The sequence below is a fragment of the Herbaspirillum sp. C7C8 genome, assembly GCF_022627875.1.
In the GTDB taxonomy this organism is placed as follows: domain Bacteria; phylum Pseudomonadota; class Gammaproteobacteria; order Burkholderiales; family Burkholderiaceae_D; genus Herbaspirillum.
Genome location: NZ_JABXGG010000014.1, coordinates 45,099 through 62,714 on the forward strand (window position 1 = coordinate 45,099; position 17,616 = coordinate 62,714).

The following is a 17,616-nucleotide window of genomic DNA, read 5'->3' on the forward strand; positions in this document are numbered from 1 at the left end:
CGCAAGCCGCGGCTTACGACACAACTTTCACAAGATAGGACACTTTGTTGATCATGCCGCGCACCGACGGGGTGTCTTCCAGTTCGGACACCGAGTTGACGCGACGCAGACCCAGACCGCGCACGGTAGCGCGGTGGTCCTGACGAGTACCGATCAGACCCTTGACCAGTTTGACTTTGATTGTGTTAGCCATCTCGATCACCTTAGCCCAGGATTTCTTCGACCGACTTGCCGCGCTTGGCAGCAATTTCAGCCGGAGTGTTCATCTTCGACAGACCGTCCAGGGTGGCACGGACCATGTTGTAGGGGTTGGTCGAACCGGTCGACTTGGCCACCACGTTGGTCACGCCCATCACCTCGAAGATCGCGCGCATCGGACCGCCGGCGATGACGCCAGTACCGTCCTTGGCCGGCGAGATCATCACCGACGAAGCGCCGTGCTTGCCGATGACGGTGTGTTGCACGGTACCGTTCTTCAGGGTCACCTTGATCAGCTTGCGACGAGCTTCTTCCATCGCCTTCTGCACGGCCACGGGCACTTCCTTGGACTTGCCCTTGCCCATGCCGATACGGCCATCGCCGTCACCGACCACTGCCAGCGCTGCGAAACCCATGATGCGGCCGCCCTTCACCACCTTGGTGACGCGGTTGACCGCGATCATTTTTTCGCGCATGCCGTCATCAGGCTTGTCGCTTTGCGTTTTCGATTGCATTTTTGCCATGATCGATAATCCTTAGAACTTCAGGCCGGCTTCACGCGCAGCCTCAGCCAGCGCCTTGACGCGACCGTGATAACGGAAACCGGAGCGGTCGAATGCGACTTCAGTCACACCGGCCTTCAGAGCCTTCTCCGCCACGCGCTTGCCGATCAGGGCAGCAGCGGCAGCATTGCCGCCCTTGCCGGTCTGACCTGCCAGCTGGGCGCGGACTTCTGCTTCCAGGGTGGAAGCAGAAGCCAGCACGTTGGCGTCGGGGCCGATGACGCTGGCGTAGATGTGCGTGTTGGTACGGTGCACAGCCAGACGATTCACCTTCAGTTCTGCGATCTTGGCGCGAGTCTGAGTCGCACGGCGCAGGCGAGATTGTTTCTTGTCCATCGTCAACCCCTATTACTTCTTCTTGGTTTCTTTGAGCGTCACCACTTCGTCAGCGTAGCGCACACCCTTGCCCTTGTAGGGCTCGGGTTCGCGGTACGCGCGAATTTCAGCGGCGACCTGGCCAACCACCTGGCGATCGATACCCTTGATCAGGATTTCGGTCTGGGTCGGGGTCTCAACCTTGATGCCGGCGGGCATCTGGTGAACGATGGGGTGCGAGAAGCCCAGCGACAGGTTCAGCTTGTCGCCTTGTGCTTGTGCACGGAAGCCCACGCCAACCAGGTTCAGCTTCTTTTCGAAGCCCTTGGTGACGCCGTTGACCATGTTGTTGACCAGAGCACGCAGGGTGCCCGACATCGCGTTGGCTTCGCGGCTGTCATCAGCCACTTCGAAGCTCAGCGAGCCATTGTTGTTGACCACCTTGACCTTCTTGGTCAGCGGTTGGGTCAAGGAGCCCAGCGGGCCCTTGACGGTGATTTGCTCTGCAGTGATGGTCGCTTCCGCGCCATTCGACAGTGCAACAGGCATTTTACCTACACGAGACATCTTGCACTCCTTAGGCCACGTAGCAAATCACTTCGCCACCGACACCGGTTGCGCGTGCTTTGCGATCAGTCATCACGCCGCGCGGCGTGGACACGATTGCCACACCCAGGCCGTTCATGACGTTGGGGATATCGTCCTTGCCCTTGTAGATGCGCAGACCCGGACGGGACACGCGCTCCAGGCGCTCGATGACCGGACGGCCAGCGTAATACTTCAAACCGATTTTCAATTCAGCCTTGCCATCAGCGGCAACAACGGCGAAATCTTCGATATAGCCCTCGTCCTTGAGGACGTTGGCAATGGCGACCTTCACTTTGGAAGACGGCATGACGACGGTAGTCTTGTTCACGCCTTGCGCATTGCGGATACGGGTCAGCATATCGGCGATAGGATCGCTCATACTCATTGCTTCTTCTCCTATTACCAGCTAGCTTTGGTCAAACCCGGGATTTCGCCGCGCATGGCGATTTCACGGACCTTGATACGGCCCAATCCGAACTTGCGGAAAGTACCACGGGGACGGCCAGTCAGTGCGCAACGGTTGCGCTGACGGGTCGGAGCGGAGTTACGCGGCAGAGCCTGCAGCTTCAGGCGGGCTTCGTAACGCTCTTCTTCCGACTTCGATTGGTCGTCGATAATAGCCTTCAACTCGGCGCGCTTGGCAGCATACTTCTTCACCATTTCTGCGCGCTTCTGTTCACGGTTAATCAGTGCCAGTTTTGCCATGGCATCCTCAGTTTCTGAACGGGAATTTAAATGCGGCGAGAAGCGCCTTCGCTTCGTCGTCGGTCTTTGCAGTCGTGGTGATGCTGATGTTCATGCCACGCAGTGCATCGATCTTGTCGTACTCAATTTCGGGGAAGATGATCTGCTCTTTCACACCGATGTTGTAGTTACCACGACCATCGAACGCACGACCCGACACGCCACGGAAGTCACGCACGCGCGGCAGGGCCACGGTGATCAGACGATCCAGGAATTCGTACATGCGGGCGCCACGCAGGGTCACCATGCAGCCGATCGGGTAGCCTTCGCGGATCTTGAAACCTGCGATAGCCTTGCGAGCCTTGGTCACCACCGGCTTCTGGCCAGCGATCTTCGTCAGATCGCCAACGGCGTGCTCGATGATCTTCTTGTCCGCAACTGCTTCGGACAGACCCATGTTCAGGGTGATCTTCAGGATGCGCGGAACTTCCATCACCGACTTGTACGAATACTTCGTAGTCAGATCGGCGACGACCTTATCTTTATAAAACTGTTGAAGACGTGCCATGATGTTTAAACCTTAACGACTTCGCCGTTGGACTTGTAAGCGCGGACCTTCTTGCCGTCCACTTCCTTGTAAGCCACACGATCTGCCTTGCCGGTCGCAGCGTTGAACAACGCGACGTTCGACACATGAATTGGCATCAGCTTATCGACGATGCCGCCAGTTGCACCCGTCATCGGGTTCGGACGGGTCGCCTTCTTTGCGACGTTCACGCCTTCCACGATGACATAATCGGCGTCCACACGAGCAGTCACGACACCGCGCTTGCCCTTGTCTTTGCCGGTCAACACGATGACTTCATCGTTTTTACGAATCTTTGCCATGACTACTCCTTACAGAACTTCAGGCGCCAGGGAGACGATCTTCATGAAGCGCTCTGTACGCAGCTCACGAGTCACCGGCCCAAAGATACGGGTGCCGATGGGCTCCAGCTTGGCGTTCAGCAGGACGGCAGCATTACCATCGAACTTGACCAGCGAACCATCCTGACGACGCACGCCCTTGGCGGTGCGAACGACGACAGCGTTATAAATTTCACCCTTCTTGACGCGACCACGCGGTGCTGCGCTCTTGACAGTAACCTTGATCACATCGCCAATGCCCGCATAGCGGCGCTTGGAACCACCCAAGACCTTGATGCACAGAACTTCGCGCGCACCAGTGTTGTCGGCCACTTCGAGCCGGCTTTCAGTTTGAATCATGATATTTTCTTTCCCAACTTAATCCGCTTCGCAGGATGCGCTGGCGGTCAGTCTTGGTCCTGTTAGCAAGCGAACTCGCTAGTTAGGGGACGAATAGAGCTACTCTTGAGCCTCTCTTCGCAAACTTTATTTTGCAAAGAAAGAGCTCGATATTATGGCACCATAATATCGAGCACGCAAGTACTACCTTTACTGCTTAAACGATTTGTGCTTCCTGTACCACACGGGTCACAGTCCACGCCTTCGTCTTGGAGATCGGACGGCTTTCGGTGATTTCCACCACATCGCCGGCCTTCGCCGAGTTTTGCTCATCATGCGCGTGGTACTTCTTGGTGCGCTTGATGATCTTGCCGTACAGCGGGTGCTTCATTTGACGCTCGATTTCGACAGTGACGGTCTTATCCATCTTGTCCGACACAACTTTGCCAATCAGCGTGCGCTTGAGCGCTTGTTTCACTTGATCGTTCATTGTTGGCCATCCTTCGAGTTGATCACAGTTTTCACACGTGCGATGTCGCGACGTACCTTCTTCAGCTGTGCGGTATTGTTCAGTTGCTGGGTCGCAATTTGCATGCGCAGGCTGAACTGAGCTTTCAACAGCTCGCCCAGTTCCTTTTCCAGTCCTGCCTTGTCCTTACCGCGGAGTTCAGATGCTTTCATGTTCCGCTCCTAATTATTGACCGACTTGGCGAACAACGAAAGTCGTCGACAGCGGCAATTTGGCAGCAGCCAAACGGAACGCCTCGCGCGCCAGGGCTTCGTCCACACCGTCCATCTCGTACAGTACCTTACCCGGCTGGATTTCAGCCACGTAGTACTCCGGATTACCCTTGCCGTTACCCATACGCACTTCTGCGGGCTTCTGGGAAATTGGCTTGTCCGGGAAGACGCGGATCCAGATACGACCACCGCGCTTGATGTGACGGGTCATCGCACGACGAGCAGCTTCGATCTGACGGGCAGTGATACGGCCGCGGCCGGTTGCCTTCAGACCAAAATCGCCGAACGAGACGGCAGTTCCGCGGGTGTGCGAAATGCCGGTGTTACGACCTTTTTGTTCTTTACGATATTTTCTACGTGCTGGTTGCAGCATGATTATTCTCCTGCTTTCTCAGCCGATACACCGGCATCGGCAGCTTGAGGACGACCACCGCCACGCTTTGCACCGGCGCCAGGAGCACCAGTCTTGGAGCGGGGACGTGCACCCGGCTTGCCGTCGTCACGACGGGGACCACGACGCTTCTTGTCGTCTTCCAGTTCGCCGACCAGCACCGGCGATTCGCCGTTTGCCAGGCGATCGCCCTTGTAGACCCACACCTTCACACCGATGATGCCGTAGGTGGTTTCAGCTTCGCCGAAGCCATAATCGATATCGGCGCGCAGGGTGTGCAGAGGCACACGGCCTTCGCGGTACCATTCGGTACGTGCGATTTCGATGCCGTTCAGACGACCCGACGACATGATCTTGATGCCTTGAGCGCCCAGACGCATGGCGTTCTGCATCGCACGCTTCATGGCGCGACGGAACATGATGCGCTTTTCCAGCTGCTGGCAGATCGAGTCAGCGATCAGCTGAGCATCGGCTTCCGGCTTGCGGATTTCTTCGATGTTGACGTGCACGGGCACGCCCATCAGCTTGGCCAGTGCCGACTTCAGCACTTCGATGTCTTCACCCTTCTTGCCAATCACAACGCCCGGACGGGAGCTGTAAATGGTGATGCGGGCGTTCTTGGCCGGACGCTCGATGACCACACGGCCAACCGAAGCGTTCTTCAGCTTCTTCTTCAGGTAAGCGCGGACCTTCAGGTCCTCGTTGAGCATGTCGGCAAAGTTGTTGTTGCCTGCATACCAACGCGAGCCCCAGTTACGCGTAACCGCCAGACGGAAACCGGTTGGATGAATCTTCTGTCCCATCGTGACTCCTTAGTTTCCGACGGTCACGTAAATGTGACACGACTGCTTGGAAATACGATCACCACGGCCCTTAGCACGCGCCGTGAAGCGCTTGAGGACCGCACCCTTTTCCACATAAATGGTCTTGACTTTCAGCTCGTCAATGTCGGCACCATCGTTGTGTTCGGCGTTCGCGATGGCGGACTCCAGAACCTTCTTGATGATGACCGCGCCCTTCTTGGGGCTGAAGGCCAAGATATTCAGTGCCTGATCAACTTTTTTACCGCGGATCAGGTCTGCAACCAGGCGGCCTTTCTGGGCCGACAGGTGCACACCGCGCAGAGTAGCTTTAGTTTCCATCATAGGACCTTATTTCTTAGCCTTCTTATCGGCAGCGTGACCCTTGAAAGTACGGGTCAGCGCGAATTCGCCGAGCTTGTGACCAACCATGTTTTCCGACACATAGACCGGCACGTGTGCCTTGCCATTGTGCACGGCAATCGTCAGGCCGATGAAGTCCGGCATGATGGTCGAACGACGCGACCAGGTCTTGATCGGCTTCTTGTCCTTGGTAGCCTGGGCAGCCTCAACCTTTTTCACCAGGTGGGCGTCGCAGAAAGGACCTTTTTTCAATGAACGTGTCATGTTTTATCCTTTATTTCTTGCCGCGACGCGAGACAATCATCGAAGTCGTACGCTTGTTGCTACGAGTCTTCTTGCCCTTGGTCTGCTGGCCCCACGGGGAAACCGGGTGACGGCCAGCGGCGGTCTTGCCTTCACCACCACCGTGCGGGTGATCCACCGGGTTCATGACAACGCCACGAACGGTCGGACGCACACCGCGCCAACGGGTTGCACCGGCCTTACCGATCTTGCGCAGGTTGTGCTCGCCGTTACCGACTTCACCGATGGTAGCGCGGCATTCGATGTGAACGCGACGCACTTCACCGGAGCGCAGACGAACCTGAGCGTAGGTGCCTTCACGTGCCATCAGCACGACAGCGGCGCCAGCGGTACGGGCGATTTGCGCGCCCTTGCCCGGCAGCATTTCCACGCAGTGGATGGTGGTACCGACGGGGATGTTGCGGATCGGCAGAGTGTTGCCCGACTTGATCGGAGCTTCAGAACCGCTGATCAGCTGATCGCCAACCGACACGCCCTTGGGAGCGATGATGTACTTGCGCTCGCCGTCCGCGTAGCACAGCAGTGCGATGTGCGCGGTACGGTTCGGGTCGTATTCGATACGCTCAACCTTGGCAGGGATACCATCCTTGTTGCGACGGAAGTCGACAACACGGTAGTGCTGCTTGTGACCACCGCCGATGTGGCGGGTGGTGATGTGGCCGTTGTTGTTACGGCCGGCGGTCTTGGACTTCTTTTCGACCAGCGATGCCAGCGGACGGCCCTTGTACAGGTCGGGATTGACGACCTTGACCATGCCGCGCCGACCGGGCGAGGTCGGCTTCACTTTTACGAGTGCCATTATTTAGCCTCCTCGGTGAAGTTGATTTCTTGACCCGGCTTCAGGCTGACGAAAGCACGGCGGGTGTGGTTGCGGCGGCCCATACCGTTGCGCGAGCGCTTCTGCTTGCCCTGACGGTTGGCGACTTGCACCGATTCCACTTCCACCTTGAACAGCAGTTCGACGGCGGCCTTGACTTCCAGCTTGGTGGCGTCCTTGGCAACCAGGAAGACGACTTGCTCGTTCTTCTCGGCGACAAAGGTTGCCTTTTCGGAGATCACCGGTGCCAGCAGCACCTTCATCAGGCGCTCTTCGCTATGTTTCACGATTGCGTTCATGCCAGCAACTCCTCAATCTTTGCCAGAGCCGGCTTGGTGATCAAGACATTCTTGAAGTACACCAGCGACACGGGATCAGCTTGACGCGGCTCAACCACCAGCACGCCCGGCAGGTTGCGCGAGGCCAGCAGCAGCTTTTCGTCCAGGCTGTCGGTAATAACCAGCACCGATTCCATGCCCATGCCCTTCAACTTCTGGGCCAGCAGCTTGGTCTTCGGGGCTTCGACGGCGAACTCTTCGACGACCGACAGGCGGCCTTCACGAGCCAACTGGGACAGGATCGAGCAGACACCTGCGCGATACATCTTCTTGTTGACCTTGTGGGTGAAGTTTTCGTCAGGCGAGTTCGGGAAGATACGGCCACCACCGCGCCACAGAGGCGACGAGGACATACCGGCACGTGCACGGCCAGTACCCTTTTGACGCCAGGGCTTCTTGGTGGTGTGGCTGACTTCTTCACGATCCTTTTGCTTGCGATTGCCGCTACGAGCGTTGGCTTGGTAGGCAACCACGACCTGGTGGATCAGGGCTTCGTTGTAGTCACGACCGAAAATGGTATCCGGTGCGGCGACGTTCGAAGCAGCTTGACCTTGGTCATTCAGGAGCTTCAGTTCCATTATTAAGCCCCCTTCTTCGCTTTGACTTTGACTGCCGGCGAAACGATCACTTGACCGTTCTTGGCGCCAGGAACGGCACCCTTGACCAGCAGCAGCTGACGCTCTGCGTCCACACGGGCGATTTCCAGGTTCTGGACGGTGGTCTTGACATCACCCAGATGACCGGTCATGCGCTTGCCGGGGAACACGCGACCCGGATCCTGCGCCATACCGATGGAGCCAGGAACGTTGTGCGAGCGGGAGTTACCGTGGGTCGCGCGACCCGACGAGAAGTTGTAACGCTTGATGGTACCGGCGTAGCCCTTACCGATCGACACGCCTTGCACGTCGACTTTCTGGCCAGCTTCAAACATGCCGATGCCAACGACGTCGCCAGCCTTCAGTTCGGCAGCCTTGGAAGCGTCAACACGGAATTCTTTGAGGACAGTACCTGCCTCGACGCCAGCTTTGGCGAAGTGGCCGGCGGCGGCTTTCACCACGCGCGAAGCGCGGCGTTGACCGAAGGTCACCTGAACAGCGGAATAACCATCCACTTCAGGCGTTTTGATTTGAGTCACGCGGTTGTTGGACACGTCCAGCACGGTCACAGGGATCGAATCCCCATCTTCCGTGAAGATGCGCATCATACCAACCTTGCGACCAACAAGGCCCAGGCTCATTGTTTTCTCCATTCCCGCCTGCGATTGGGCGGGGCTGATGTTCGTACTACCATAAATTATGGGTCTTGCAAACGCAAAACCCACATCGAAGCCGAGCATTATAGCCCGTAAAACAAAAGCGCACAACCGAGGTTGTGCGCTTTTCCAACACTATGCCAGCTGATTACTGCAGCTTGATTTCAACATCAACGCCAGCGGGCAGGTCCAGCTTCATCAATGCGTCAACCGTCTTGTCGGTCGGATCGACGATATCCATCAGGCGCTGATGGGTACGGATTTCGAACTGATCGCGGGAGGTCTTGTTGACGTGCGGCGAACGCAGGACGTCGAAGCGCTGGATGCGGGTCGGCAGGGGAACCGGGCCCTTGACGACAGCGCCGGTACGCTTGGCGGTGTCAACGATTTCCAGTGCGGACTGGTCGATCAGACGATAGTCGAAAGCTTTCAGACGGATACGGATTTTTTGGCTAGGAACCGACATGATTTTCCTTTAAAGAACGAACCGGGGATGGGGATCATCCCCGGCGATGTTAAAAATGCGACTAGTGTTACCTGGTACTGCTACTGCTGATCCGACGATTAGTCGAAGATCTTGGCAACCACGCCGGCGCCGACGGTACGGCCGCCTTCACGGATAGCGAAGCGCAGGCCTTCTTCCATGGCGATCGGGTTGATCAGTTGCACGGTGATCGACACGTTGTCGCCCGGCATGACCATTTCCTTGTCCTTCGGCAGTTCGATCGCACCGGTCACGTCGGTGGTACGGAAGTAGAACTGCGGACGGTAGTTGTTGAAGAACGGGGTGTGACGGCCGCCTTCGTCCTTCGACAGAACATAGATCTCGCCGGTGAAGTGCTTGTGCGGCTTGATCGAACCCGGCTTGGCCAGAACCTGGCCACGCTGCACGTCTTCACGCTTGGTGCCGCGCAGCAGCACGCCAACGTTGTCGCCAGCTTGACCTTGGTCCAGCAGCTTGCGGAACATTTCCACGCCGGTGCAGGTGGTCTTCTGGGTGTCAGCGATACCGACGATTTCGATTTCTTCGCCGACCTTGATGATGCCGCGCTCAACGCGACCGGTCACCACGGTGCCACGGCCGGAGATCGAGAACACGTCTTCCACCGGCATCAGGAAGGTACCGTCAACGGCACGTTCCGGGGTCGGGATGTAGGTGTCCAGGGCTTCTGCCAGGGCCATGATGGCTTGCTCGCCCAGGGGACCGGTGTCGCCTTCCAGCGCCAGCTTGGCCGAACCCTTCACGATGGGCAGGTCGTCGCCAGGGAACTCGTACTTCGACAGCAGTTCGCGGACTTCCATTTCCACCAGTTCCAGCAGCTCAGCGTCGTCCACCATGTCAGCCTTGTTCAGGAAGACGATGATGTAAGGAACGCCAACCTGACGCGACAGCAGGATGTGTTCGCGGGTCTGGGGCATCGGGCCGTCAGCGGCCGAGCACACCAGGATCGCGCCGTCCATCTGGGCTGCGCCGGTGATCATGTTCTTCACATAGTCGGCGTGGCCAGGGCAGTCAACGTGCGCGTAGTGACGGTTCGCGGTTTCGTATTCGACGTGCGCGGTGTTGATGGTGATGCCGCGTGCCTTTTCTTCAGGCGCTGCGTCGATCTGGTCGTAGGCCTTCGCTTCGCCGCCGAACTTCTTCGACAGAACGGTTGCGATTGCAGCGGTCAGGGTGGTCTTGCCGTGGTCAACGTGACCGATGGTGCCGACGTTCACGTGCGGCTTGGTCCGTTCAAACTTGCCTTTTGCCATTTTAAATTTCCTTCAAAAGAACGATATGTTCGATGTTCAATATTCAATGATCGGCTGGTGATCCAGCCGGCGGTCCACCCCACTTGGGATGGACCGCCCTTGCTGCAACTTACTTGGCCTTGGAGGTGACGATTGCGTCGATCACGTTCTTGGGCGCTTCGGAGTAGTGCTTGAATTCCATCGAGTAGGTTGCACGGCCTTGGGTAGCCGAACGCAGCGTGGTCGAGTAACCAAACATTTCCGACAGGGGCACTTCAGCCTTGATGATCTTGCCACCACCGCCGGCGATTTCATCCATGCCCTGGACCATGCCACGGCGGGAGGACAGGTCGCCCATCACGGTACCGGCGTAATCTTCCGGGGTTTCCACTTCGACAGCCATCATCGGTTCCAGGATGACGGGGCTGGCGCGGCGGCAACCTTCCTTGAAGGCCATCGAACCGGCCATGCGGAAGGCGTTTTCGTTCGAGTCCACATCGTGGTACGAACCGAAGAACAGGGTGACCTTGACGTCAACGACAGGGTAACCAGCCAGCACGCCGGTGTTCAGGGTTTCACGCACGCCCTTTTCAACGGCGGGGATGAATTCGCGAGGAACGGTACCGCCCTTGATCGCGTCGACGAACTCGAAGCCCTTGCCGGCTTCTTGCGGCTCGATCTTCAGGACGACGTGACCGTACTGACCACGACCACCCGACTGCTTGACGAACTTGCCTTCGGATTCTTCGCAGGTCTTGCGGATGGTTTCGCGGTAAGCCACTTGCGGCTTGCCGACGGTGGCTTCCACGTTGAATTCGCGCTTCATGCGGTCAACGATGATGTCCAGGTGCAGCTCGCCCATACCGGCGATGATGGTCTGGCCCGATTCTTCGTCGGTACGCACGCGGAACGACGGATCTTCAGCAGCCAGACGGTTCAGGGCCAGGCCCATCTTTTCCTGGTCAGCCTTGGTCTTGGGTTCCACGGCCTGCGAGATCACCGGCTCGGGGAAGACCATGCGCTCCAGCACGACCATTGCCTTGTCGTCGCACAGGGTGTCACCGGTGGTGGTGTCCTTCAGGCCCACGACGGCGGCGATGTCACCGGCCATCATTTCCTTGATTTCTTCACGCTGGTTGGCGTGCATCTGAACGATACGGCCGATACGTTCCTTCTTCGACTTCACCGAGTTCAGCACGGTGTCGCCCGAGTTCAGGGTACCGGAGTAGCAACGGATGAAGCACAGCTGGCCCACGAACGGGTCGGTGGCGATCTTGAAGGCCAGGGCGGAGAACTTCTCGTCGTCCTTGGCTTCGCGCACGACCGGCTCGTCGTCTTCGTTCAGGCCCGGAACCGGGGGGATGTCCACCGGCGACGGCAGGTACTCGACCACGCCGTCCAGCATGGCTTGCACGCCCTTGTTCTTGAAGGCGGTGCCGCACATCATCGGGACGATTTCGCCGGAGATGGTGCGTTGACGGATGGCGCCCTTGATTTCGGCTTCGGTCAGATCGCCTTCTTCCAGGTACTTGTTCATCAGGTCTTCCGATGCTTCAGCAGCGGTTTCGACCAGGTTTTCGCGCCACTTCTGGGCTTCGGCCTTCAGGTGCTCGGGGATGTCGCGGTAGTCGAACTTCATGCCCTGGGAAGCGTCGTCCCAGTAGATCGCGCGCATCTTGACCAGGTCGATCACGCCTTCGAAGTTTTCTTCGGCGCCGATAGGCACTTGCATCGGGATCGGATTGGCCTTCAGGCGAGCACGCATCTGCTCGTAGACCTTGAAGAAGTTGGCACCGGTACGGTCCATCTTGTTGACGAAGGCCAGACGCGGGACCTTGTACTTGTTGGCCTGACGCCACACGGTTTCCGACTGCGGCTGCACGCCGCCCACTGCACAGTAGACCATGCAGGCGCCGTCGAGCACGCGCATCGAACGTTCCACTTCGATGGTGAAGTCAACGTGACCCGGGGTGTCGATGATGTTGATGTGGTGGGCCGGGAAGTTGTTCGCCATGCCCTTCCAGTAACAGGTGGTCGCAGCGGAGGTAATGGTGATACCGCGCTCTTGTTCCTGCTCCATCCAGTCCATGGTGGCGGCGCCGTCGTGCACTTCACCGATCTTGTGGTTCACACCGGTGTAGAACAGCACGCGCTCGGTCGTGGTGGTCTTGCCAGCATCGATGTGCGCGGAGATACCGATGTTGCGGTAGCGCTCAATGGGGGTCTTGCGAGCCATGATTTATTCCTAAGTCTTTAATGCACGAAACCGAGCGTCATTTTTTTCAAATAAACGCTCGGCTCGAACCAATTTAGATGCAGGCCAGGAAACACCCGGATAGGGTCCGCCCCAGCCCAGTCTTGATTAGAAGCGGAAGTGCGAGAACGCCTTGTTCGCTTCTGCCATACGGTGCACTTCATCACGACGCTTCATGGCGCCACCACGGCCTTCGGCGGCTTCCATCAGTTCACCACCCAGGCGCTGCGGCATCGACTTTTCGCTGCGCTTGTTGGCGGCTTCACGCAGCCAGCGCATCGACAGGGCCATACGGCGCACCGGACGCACTTCAACGGGCACCTGGTAGTTGGCGCCACCGACGCGGCGGGACTTCACTTCCACCATCGGCTTGCAGTTGTTCAGGGCTGCGGAGAACACTTCCAGCGGGTCCTTGCCCGACTTGGTCTGGATGTAGTCGAAGGCACCGTAGATGATGTTTTCAGCGACGGACTTCTTGCCCGACAGCATCAGCACGTTCACAAACTTGGCGACTTCAACGTTGCCGAACTTCGGATCCGGCAGAATTTCCCGCTTGGGGACTTCACGACGACGTGGCATTTCGATTCCTTTCAATCTTCAGTTGAGTGGGCGAACCCTGCTTCAACTTCGCCTGCACTCGCGGAGAGCCATCATGGCTTCCACTTACTCGGCCCAACCTGGACCGACTCTGAGTCTGTTCACACGACGCGCGAAAGCGTCATGATAAACACCAATTATTACTTCTTCGCTGCCTTGGCGCGCTTGGCACCGTACTTCGAGCGAGCTTGCTTACGATCCTTGACGCCCTGGGTATCCAGTGCACCGCGAACCATGTGGTAACGCACACCCGGCAAGTCCTTCACACGGCCGCCGCGGATCAGCACGACGCTGTGTTCTTGCAGGTTGTGGCCTTCACCGCCGATGTACGAAATGACTTCGAAACCGTTGGTCAGACGCACCTTGGCCACCTTACGCAGCGCCGAGTTCGGCTTCTTCGGGGTGGTGGTGTACACGCGGGTGCAGACACCGCGCTTTTGCGGGCTGTTTTCCAGCGCCGGCGACTTGCTCTTCACGATCGCGCGGACACGTGGTTTGCTAATCAGTTGATTGATGGTTGGCATCGTTTTAATCCAACAAAGTACAACATTGAAAACAGGTTCCGGAATCGGTTGCCCGGAACCACACAGGAAACTCTTGTGCGCAAGACAATGCGCAAATCGGATTTAAGACCGGAAGGGAGAATAGCGTCGCAGAAGCGATGTTTCAGACCAAAGAACGCATAAGCCCGGGAGAGCCTAAATTCGAGAACTCGCGAGTGTACGCCTGAAAGCCCAGCGGGTCAACCCGAACCGGGCCCCAGCGCCGATTTGACGCGGTTTATGGCCATTTCGCCACGCTTTCAGGTGGCGCAATGGCAATGTTTTCCGTAATGCAAGGGTTGCCTGCAGCGCCTCCATTGCCTGCGGGAGCAGTTCAGCCGCGCGGCAGTGCCTCGACCATGTTGCGCCACTGCATCGTCTCGGGTTGGCCACGGTCGCGGCGCGAGAAGAAATTGACGATCTGCCGGCCCTGGGCATCGTAGAACTCCACCGAGGTGATCATGCCGTGATCGGTCGGACGGCGCACCACCCAGCCGTGGTCTACCGCCTTGGTACGCAGGTGCAGGTTGAAGTCCGGGTCGAGGACGTTGTACCAGTCGCCCGCCACGGCAGTCTTGCCGATCAGGCCACTGTATATCTGCGTCATGCCGCCATTGCTGACGAACACCATGATGGGCTGCTGGCGTTGCCTGGCCTCCTCCAGCAGCGCCTGGGCCGCCTGGGGTGCGATGCGCCAGGCCGACTCCGGCCCGATGAGCTGCAGCGCCTGTTCGCGGGTGAGCTTGAGCTCGCGCAGCAGACGCGGGAATTGATGCACGTCGGTCAGCTCCTGCCAGGACCGGCGCAGTTCGCCGATGGCCTCCGGGCTGGGCGGCGCGACTTGCTGCAGGGTCGCAGGAGCAGGGGCGGGCTCGAGGTTCAGGGCTGCCTGCTGATCGGCCAGACGGAAATCGGCCACCAGCCGCTCGAATTGCGGCACATGCTGCTCGTTGTCCAGATAGACCTTGTGCACCGCATCGCCCTGCCGGTCGAAGAACTGCAGGCTGCGGCTGGTCTTGCCGTCCCGGCCCGCCTGCACCACGGCAAAAGCGCTGCCCCAGCGCGACATGGCAAAGCGCAGGTCGATGGGCCCGCCGGCGAAACCTGTGCCGGGGATCACCCTGCCCTGCTCGTCGCGCTTGATGGGGGCAACTTCGCCGCTACGTTCCAGGACGGCATCTTCATTGCGGGTAATGGCCTTGATGCGTCCCAGTTCAGGCAGACGCGCGAACAAGGCTTCAAGGGCAGCCTGCTCCCCCTTGAGGCGCACGGCATTGCGGCCGACCTGGGTCGCCAGCAAGGCCGATTCCTTGACACCAAGTTCACGTGCGGCATCTCTTGTATGAAGTTTTGGCTGCAAACGCTGGAGCTCGGCCCAGCGTTCGGCCAAGGGGCGCTGGGTGGCGCAGCCGGCGCTGGCCAGCGCAGTCACCAGCAGCAAGGTCATGGTGATATGGCCTCGCGCGGGGCGGGCGACGATGTGCTTGCTCATGAGGGTCCTCGGGTCGGGAAAATGGGAATCAGTAGGCGATCTTCAGGCTGACGTTGAAGCTGCGCCCCGGCTCGGTATAGGCATCCTTGTTGACGGCGCTGTCGGCCAGCGACAGGCCGCGGATGTCGGTCCAGCTCCAGTACTTGCGATCGAACAGGTTGCGTACGCCAGCGTAGACGGTCATGTTGCGAGTGAGGTGGTAGCCGCCCGAGAGATCCATGACGAAGAACGACGGCGAGACGAAGTTGGTGGCGCTCGGGATGTCTTCCTTCTTCTTGGCCGCGTTGTAGACCAGGTCGCTCTGCACGAACCACTGCTGCGCAGGCTCATAGCGCAGGCCCGCGACCACCGACAGCGGAGCCACGGACTCCAGTCCTTGCTTCACGCCATTGGTGGTGGTGCTGCCCTTGGTCCAGGCGAACCCGCCCTTGACCGTGAAGCCGTTGTCGAGCGCGTAATCGATCCGCCCTTCCAATCCGTGGATCTGCGCCTTGGCGGCATTGCGATACTGGAAGATGGTCGGATTGGCGACCGTAAGATTGCCGCGCACCGTCACCAGATCGATGAAGTTGCGGTAATTGCCCTTGTAAGCGGCAGCGCTGTAGCGCAGCGCGCCGCGGCCTGCCGCCAGCTTGCCGCGCAGCCCGACTTCCACCGTATTGCTGGTCTCGGGCTGGAGATCAGGATTGGAGATCTGCCGGTACACGGTATTGTTGAAGAAGGAATTGACCTCCTGCGGCGAGGGCGAACGGAAACCGCGGGCGTACTGGATGTAGGGAATGAAGGCCGGCGTCACCTCATACAGGAACGCCAGGCGCGGGGAAAGCGCGCTGTCGCGGCTGCTCACTGCCGGCTGCCCGTTGGCGATGGCCTGGGCGTCATATTTGGCGCTGGCCTTGGGCTTGAGTTCATAGCCGTCCAGGCGCAGACCGGCGATGGTGGTCAGCGCGCCGGTGCGCATCTCATCCTGTACGTACGCGCCAAGCTGGGTGGATTCGGTCTTGGGGAAATACTGGCAATACTGCGTGCCAGTGCAGCTGGTCCAGCCGGTTCCGTTGGCGCTGGTCTGCAAGGTGGACAGGCTCAGGTCCAGCCCATAGACCAGCTTGTGTCGCCAAGAGGCAGAACCGAAGTTGCTCTCGGCCAGCAGGCTGCCACTGATCATCTGGTCGCTGTACGACACCGCCCGGAAACGCGGCCGCACGATGCTGGCCGTACTGGTGCCGGCTTCGTTGGTGAACTGGTCGGTGTCGGCATTGCGATAAGTGAGGCTGGCCTTGAATTTCTGTATCCACGGCAGATCTGCATCGTTGCGCTCATAGGCCAGCGTGGCGCGCTGGCCGGTGGATTTGCTGCTGGTGCTGTAGGCAGTTACGCCATTGCCGATTGCGGAAAGGCTGTCGCCGCTCTCGCGCTCTTCGGTAGCCTGCAGCGTGAGCTTGAGGGTGTCGATGCCATTGGGCTTGAAGACCAGCTTGCCCAGCGCCGAGCGATTGGTAGTGCTCATCGGGTCGGGCGTGGTGCGGGCGCTGCCGCGCACGTCATTGGTCCCTTTGTTGTCGCTCTCGTTGCCGTGGCGCGCATTGAGGATCAGCATGCCCTGCCACTGCTGGCTGCCCCAGGCCGCACTGGCGGTGGCGCCAAAGCTCTTGTCGACCGAGTCGTAGGAAGGCTTGAAGGAGAAATAGCTGGACTTGCCATAGACCTCCAGCAAGTCAGACGGGTCCTTGGTGATGAAATTGACCGCCCCGGTGAGGCCATCGCTGCCGTACAGCGAAGACGCCGGACCGCGCAGCACTTCAATGCGACGATACAGTTCGGTATCCGTGGTCGCGCCCCGCCCCACGCTGGCCACGCCCTGGCTGAAAGCACGCGGCATGACGATGCCATCCTCCAGCATCAGCACGCGATTGCCATCGAGCCCGCGGATGGTGATGCCCTCATTGCCGCCACGCCCGGTGATGGCGGCCGCGCCAGTGATGCCGGACATGCGATATACCGAGCGCCGCACCTCCACCCCCGGTTCGTAACGCAAGGCATCCTTGATGTCCTTGGCGTTGTGCTCTTCGATCTCTTCAGAGGTGATGACGGAAACCGTTGCCGCCGCGTGATCGAGGTCACTGCTGCCGGAGCGATTGGCCGTGACGACCACGTCCTGCAGCTTCTTGCCGCTGGCCTGCGCCGATGTGATGGCCTCGCTCGCGGACGCGCGGGCGGAATTGGACTGGGTATTGGAATCGGCCGATTGCGCAAGGACACTCACGCACAGCCACGACTGCAGCGCCAGGAACACGGCCGCTGCACACTTCGATTTGCATGGGAACACTGGTAACCACCCCTTGATCTGGATCGGTTACTAGCGCGGGCTGGCTACCTCTTGGATAAAAAACGACCGGCAA

Annotated in this window: 26 protein-coding genes; all 26 read right to left on the minus strand. The window is 59.0% G+C overall.

The annotated features are described in order from the left end of the window. Nucleotides 1-13: 13 nt before the first annotated feature. The 26 genes from rpmD to HWE01_RS16535 all read right to left on the minus strand — a co-directional run bounded on the left by rpmD (nucleotide 14) and on the right by HWE01_RS16535 (nucleotide 17,510). On the minus strand, nucleotides 14-193 hold the full coding sequence (gene rpmD / locus HWE01_RS16410; RefSeq protein ID WP_006464916.1) for a 50S ribosomal protein L30: 180 nt from the start codon (nucleotides 191-193) through the stop codon (nucleotides 14-16). A 10-nt stretch (nucleotides 194-203) separates the two neighbouring features. Beyond that, nucleotides 204-722: a 30S ribosomal protein S5 gene (gene rpsE / locus HWE01_RS16415; RefSeq protein WP_006464917.1), complete on the minus strand. Its 519-nt coding sequence runs from the start codon at nucleotides 720-722 to the stop codon at nucleotides 204-206. Nucleotides 723-734: 12 nt separating this feature from the next. Beyond that, a complete protein-coding gene (gene rplR, locus HWE01_RS16420) occupies nucleotides 735-1,097 on the minus strand; it encodes a 50S ribosomal protein L18 (RefSeq protein ID WP_008334143.1) in 363 nt (120 codons plus the stop codon). A gap of 12 nt (nucleotides 1,098-1,109) precedes the next feature. Beyond that, nucleotides 1,110-1,643 carry a 50S ribosomal protein L6 gene (gene rplF / locus HWE01_RS16425; protein ID WP_241822356.1) on the minus strand — a complete coding sequence of 178 codons (534 nt, stop codon included), beginning with the start codon at nucleotides 1,641-1,643 and terminating at the stop codon, nucleotides 1,110-1,112. Nucleotides 1,644-1,653: 10 nt separating this feature from the next. After that, entirely contained in the window at nucleotides 1,654-2,049 is a 396-nt protein-coding gene (rpsH, locus tag HWE01_RS16430) for a 30S ribosomal protein S8 (protein ID WP_006464920.1), read from the minus strand. A gap of 14 nt (nucleotides 2,050-2,063) precedes the next feature. After that, nucleotides 2,064-2,369 (minus strand): 30S ribosomal protein S14, encoded by a 306-nt coding sequence (gene rpsN, locus HWE01_RS16435; RefSeq protein ID WP_008334139.1) that lies wholly within the window; start codon nucleotides 2,367-2,369, stop codon nucleotides 2,064-2,066. A 7-nt stretch (nucleotides 2,370-2,376) separates the two neighbouring features. Next, nucleotides 2,377-2,916 (minus strand): 50S ribosomal protein L5, encoded by a 540-nt coding sequence (rplE, locus tag HWE01_RS16440; protein WP_006464922.1) that lies wholly within the window; start codon nucleotides 2,914-2,916, stop codon nucleotides 2,377-2,379. A gap of 5 nt (nucleotides 2,917-2,921) precedes the next feature. Continuing rightward, nucleotides 2,922-3,236, minus strand: coding sequence for a 50S ribosomal protein L24 (gene rplX / locus HWE01_RS16445; protein WP_034339785.1), 315 nt, complete (start codon nucleotides 3,234-3,236; stop codon nucleotides 2,922-2,924). A gap of 9 nt (nucleotides 3,237-3,245) precedes the next feature. Then, on the minus strand, nucleotides 3,246-3,614 hold the full coding sequence (gene rplN, locus HWE01_RS16450) for a 50S ribosomal protein L14 (protein WP_006464924.1): 369 nt from the start codon (nucleotides 3,612-3,614) through the stop codon (nucleotides 3,246-3,248). Between the two features lie 196 nt (nucleotides 3,615-3,810). After that, nucleotides 3,811-4,083 carry a 30S ribosomal protein S17 gene (gene rpsQ / locus HWE01_RS16455; RefSeq protein WP_008334137.1) on the minus strand — a complete coding sequence of 91 codons (273 nt, stop codon included), beginning with the start codon at nucleotides 4,081-4,083 and terminating at the stop codon, nucleotides 3,811-3,813. Next, nucleotides 4,080-4,274, minus strand: coding sequence for a 50S ribosomal protein L29 (gene rpmC / locus HWE01_RS16460; RefSeq protein ID WP_006464926.1), 195 nt, complete (start codon nucleotides 4,272-4,274; stop codon nucleotides 4,080-4,082). The genes rpsQ and rpmC overlap by 4 nt, the downstream gene beginning before the upstream one ends. A gap of 13 nt (nucleotides 4,275-4,287) precedes the next feature. Continuing rightward, nucleotides 4,288-4,707: a 50S ribosomal protein L16 gene (rplP, locus tag HWE01_RS16465; RefSeq protein WP_008334136.1), complete on the minus strand. Its 420-nt coding sequence runs from the start codon at nucleotides 4,705-4,707 to the stop codon at nucleotides 4,288-4,290. Between the two features lie 2 nt (nucleotides 4,708-4,709). Further along, on the minus strand, nucleotides 4,710-5,528 hold the full coding sequence (gene rpsC, locus HWE01_RS16470) for a 30S ribosomal protein S3 (RefSeq protein WP_008334135.1): 819 nt from the start codon (nucleotides 5,526-5,528) through the stop codon (nucleotides 4,710-4,712). 9 nt (nucleotides 5,529-5,537) lie between these two features. After that, a complete protein-coding gene (rplV, locus tag HWE01_RS16475; RefSeq protein WP_008334132.1) occupies nucleotides 5,538-5,870 on the minus strand; it encodes a 50S ribosomal protein L22 in 333 nt (110 codons plus the stop codon). A gap of 6 nt (nucleotides 5,871-5,876) precedes the next feature. After that, a complete protein-coding gene (gene rpsS / locus HWE01_RS16480) occupies nucleotides 5,877-6,152 on the minus strand; it encodes a 30S ribosomal protein S19 (RefSeq protein WP_006464930.1) in 276 nt (91 codons plus the stop codon). A 10-nt stretch (nucleotides 6,153-6,162) separates the two neighbouring features. Then, nucleotides 6,163-6,990 carry a 50S ribosomal protein L2 gene (rplB, locus tag HWE01_RS16485; RefSeq protein ID WP_006464931.1) on the minus strand — a complete coding sequence of 276 codons (828 nt, stop codon included), beginning with the start codon at nucleotides 6,988-6,990 and terminating at the stop codon, nucleotides 6,163-6,165. Next, a complete protein-coding gene (rplW, locus tag HWE01_RS16490; RefSeq protein ID WP_006464932.1) occupies nucleotides 6,990-7,307 on the minus strand; it encodes a 50S ribosomal protein L23 in 318 nt (105 codons plus the stop codon). The genes rplB and rplW overlap by 1 nt, the downstream gene beginning before the upstream one ends. Further along, nucleotides 7,304-7,924 carry a 50S ribosomal protein L4 gene (rplD, locus tag HWE01_RS16495; RefSeq protein WP_006464933.1) on the minus strand — a complete coding sequence of 207 codons (621 nt, stop codon included), beginning with the start codon at nucleotides 7,922-7,924 and terminating at the stop codon, nucleotides 7,304-7,306. Before rplD ends, rplW begins: the two co-directional genes overlap by 4 nt. A gap of 2 nt (nucleotides 7,925-7,926) precedes the next feature. After that, nucleotides 7,927-8,595, minus strand: coding sequence for a 50S ribosomal protein L3 (rplC, locus tag HWE01_RS16500; RefSeq protein WP_013232185.1), 669 nt, complete (start codon nucleotides 8,593-8,595; stop codon nucleotides 7,927-7,929). Nucleotides 8,596-8,746: 151 nt separating this feature from the next. After that, complete coding sequence (gene rpsJ / locus HWE01_RS16505) at nucleotides 8,747-9,064, minus strand: 30S ribosomal protein S10 (protein ID WP_006464935.1); 318 nt, start codon at nucleotides 9,062-9,064, stop codon at nucleotides 8,747-8,749. A gap of 98 nt (nucleotides 9,065-9,162) precedes the next feature. Next, nucleotides 9,163-10,353 (minus strand): elongation factor Tu, encoded by a 1,191-nt coding sequence (gene tuf / locus HWE01_RS16510; RefSeq protein ID WP_008334097.1) that lies wholly within the window; start codon nucleotides 10,351-10,353, stop codon nucleotides 9,163-9,165. A gap of 109 nt (nucleotides 10,354-10,462) precedes the next feature. Beyond that, the gene (fusA, locus tag HWE01_RS16515) at nucleotides 10,463-12,568 is read right to left on the minus strand and encodes an elongation factor G (RefSeq protein ID WP_008334124.1); all 2,106 of its coding nucleotides are present in this window, start codon (nucleotides 12,566-12,568) and stop codon (nucleotides 10,463-10,465) included. A 126-nt stretch (nucleotides 12,569-12,694) separates the two neighbouring features. Further along, the gene (gene rpsG, locus HWE01_RS16520; RefSeq protein WP_006465489.1) at nucleotides 12,695-13,165 is read right to left on the minus strand and encodes a 30S ribosomal protein S7; all 471 of its coding nucleotides are present in this window, start codon (nucleotides 13,163-13,165) and stop codon (nucleotides 12,695-12,697) included. 158 nt (nucleotides 13,166-13,323) lie between these two features. Beyond that, nucleotides 13,324-13,707 carry a 30S ribosomal protein S12 gene (gene rpsL, locus HWE01_RS16525; protein WP_006465490.1) on the minus strand — a complete coding sequence of 128 codons (384 nt, stop codon included), beginning with the start codon at nucleotides 13,705-13,707 and terminating at the stop codon, nucleotides 13,324-13,326. Between the two features lie 352 nt (nucleotides 13,708-14,059). Beyond that, nucleotides 14,060-15,217 carry a hemin-degrading factor gene (locus tag HWE01_RS16530; RefSeq protein WP_241822357.1) on the minus strand — a complete coding sequence of 386 codons (1,158 nt, stop codon included), beginning with the start codon at nucleotides 15,215-15,217 and terminating at the stop codon, nucleotides 14,060-14,062. A gap of 28 nt (nucleotides 15,218-15,245) precedes the next feature. Continuing rightward, nucleotides 15,246-17,510, minus strand: coding sequence for a TonB-dependent hemoglobin/transferrin/lactoferrin family receptor (locus HWE01_RS16535; RefSeq protein WP_241822358.1), 2,265 nt, complete (start codon nucleotides 17,508-17,510; stop codon nucleotides 15,246-15,248). Between the last annotated feature and the right edge of the window lie 106 nt (nucleotides 17,511-17,616).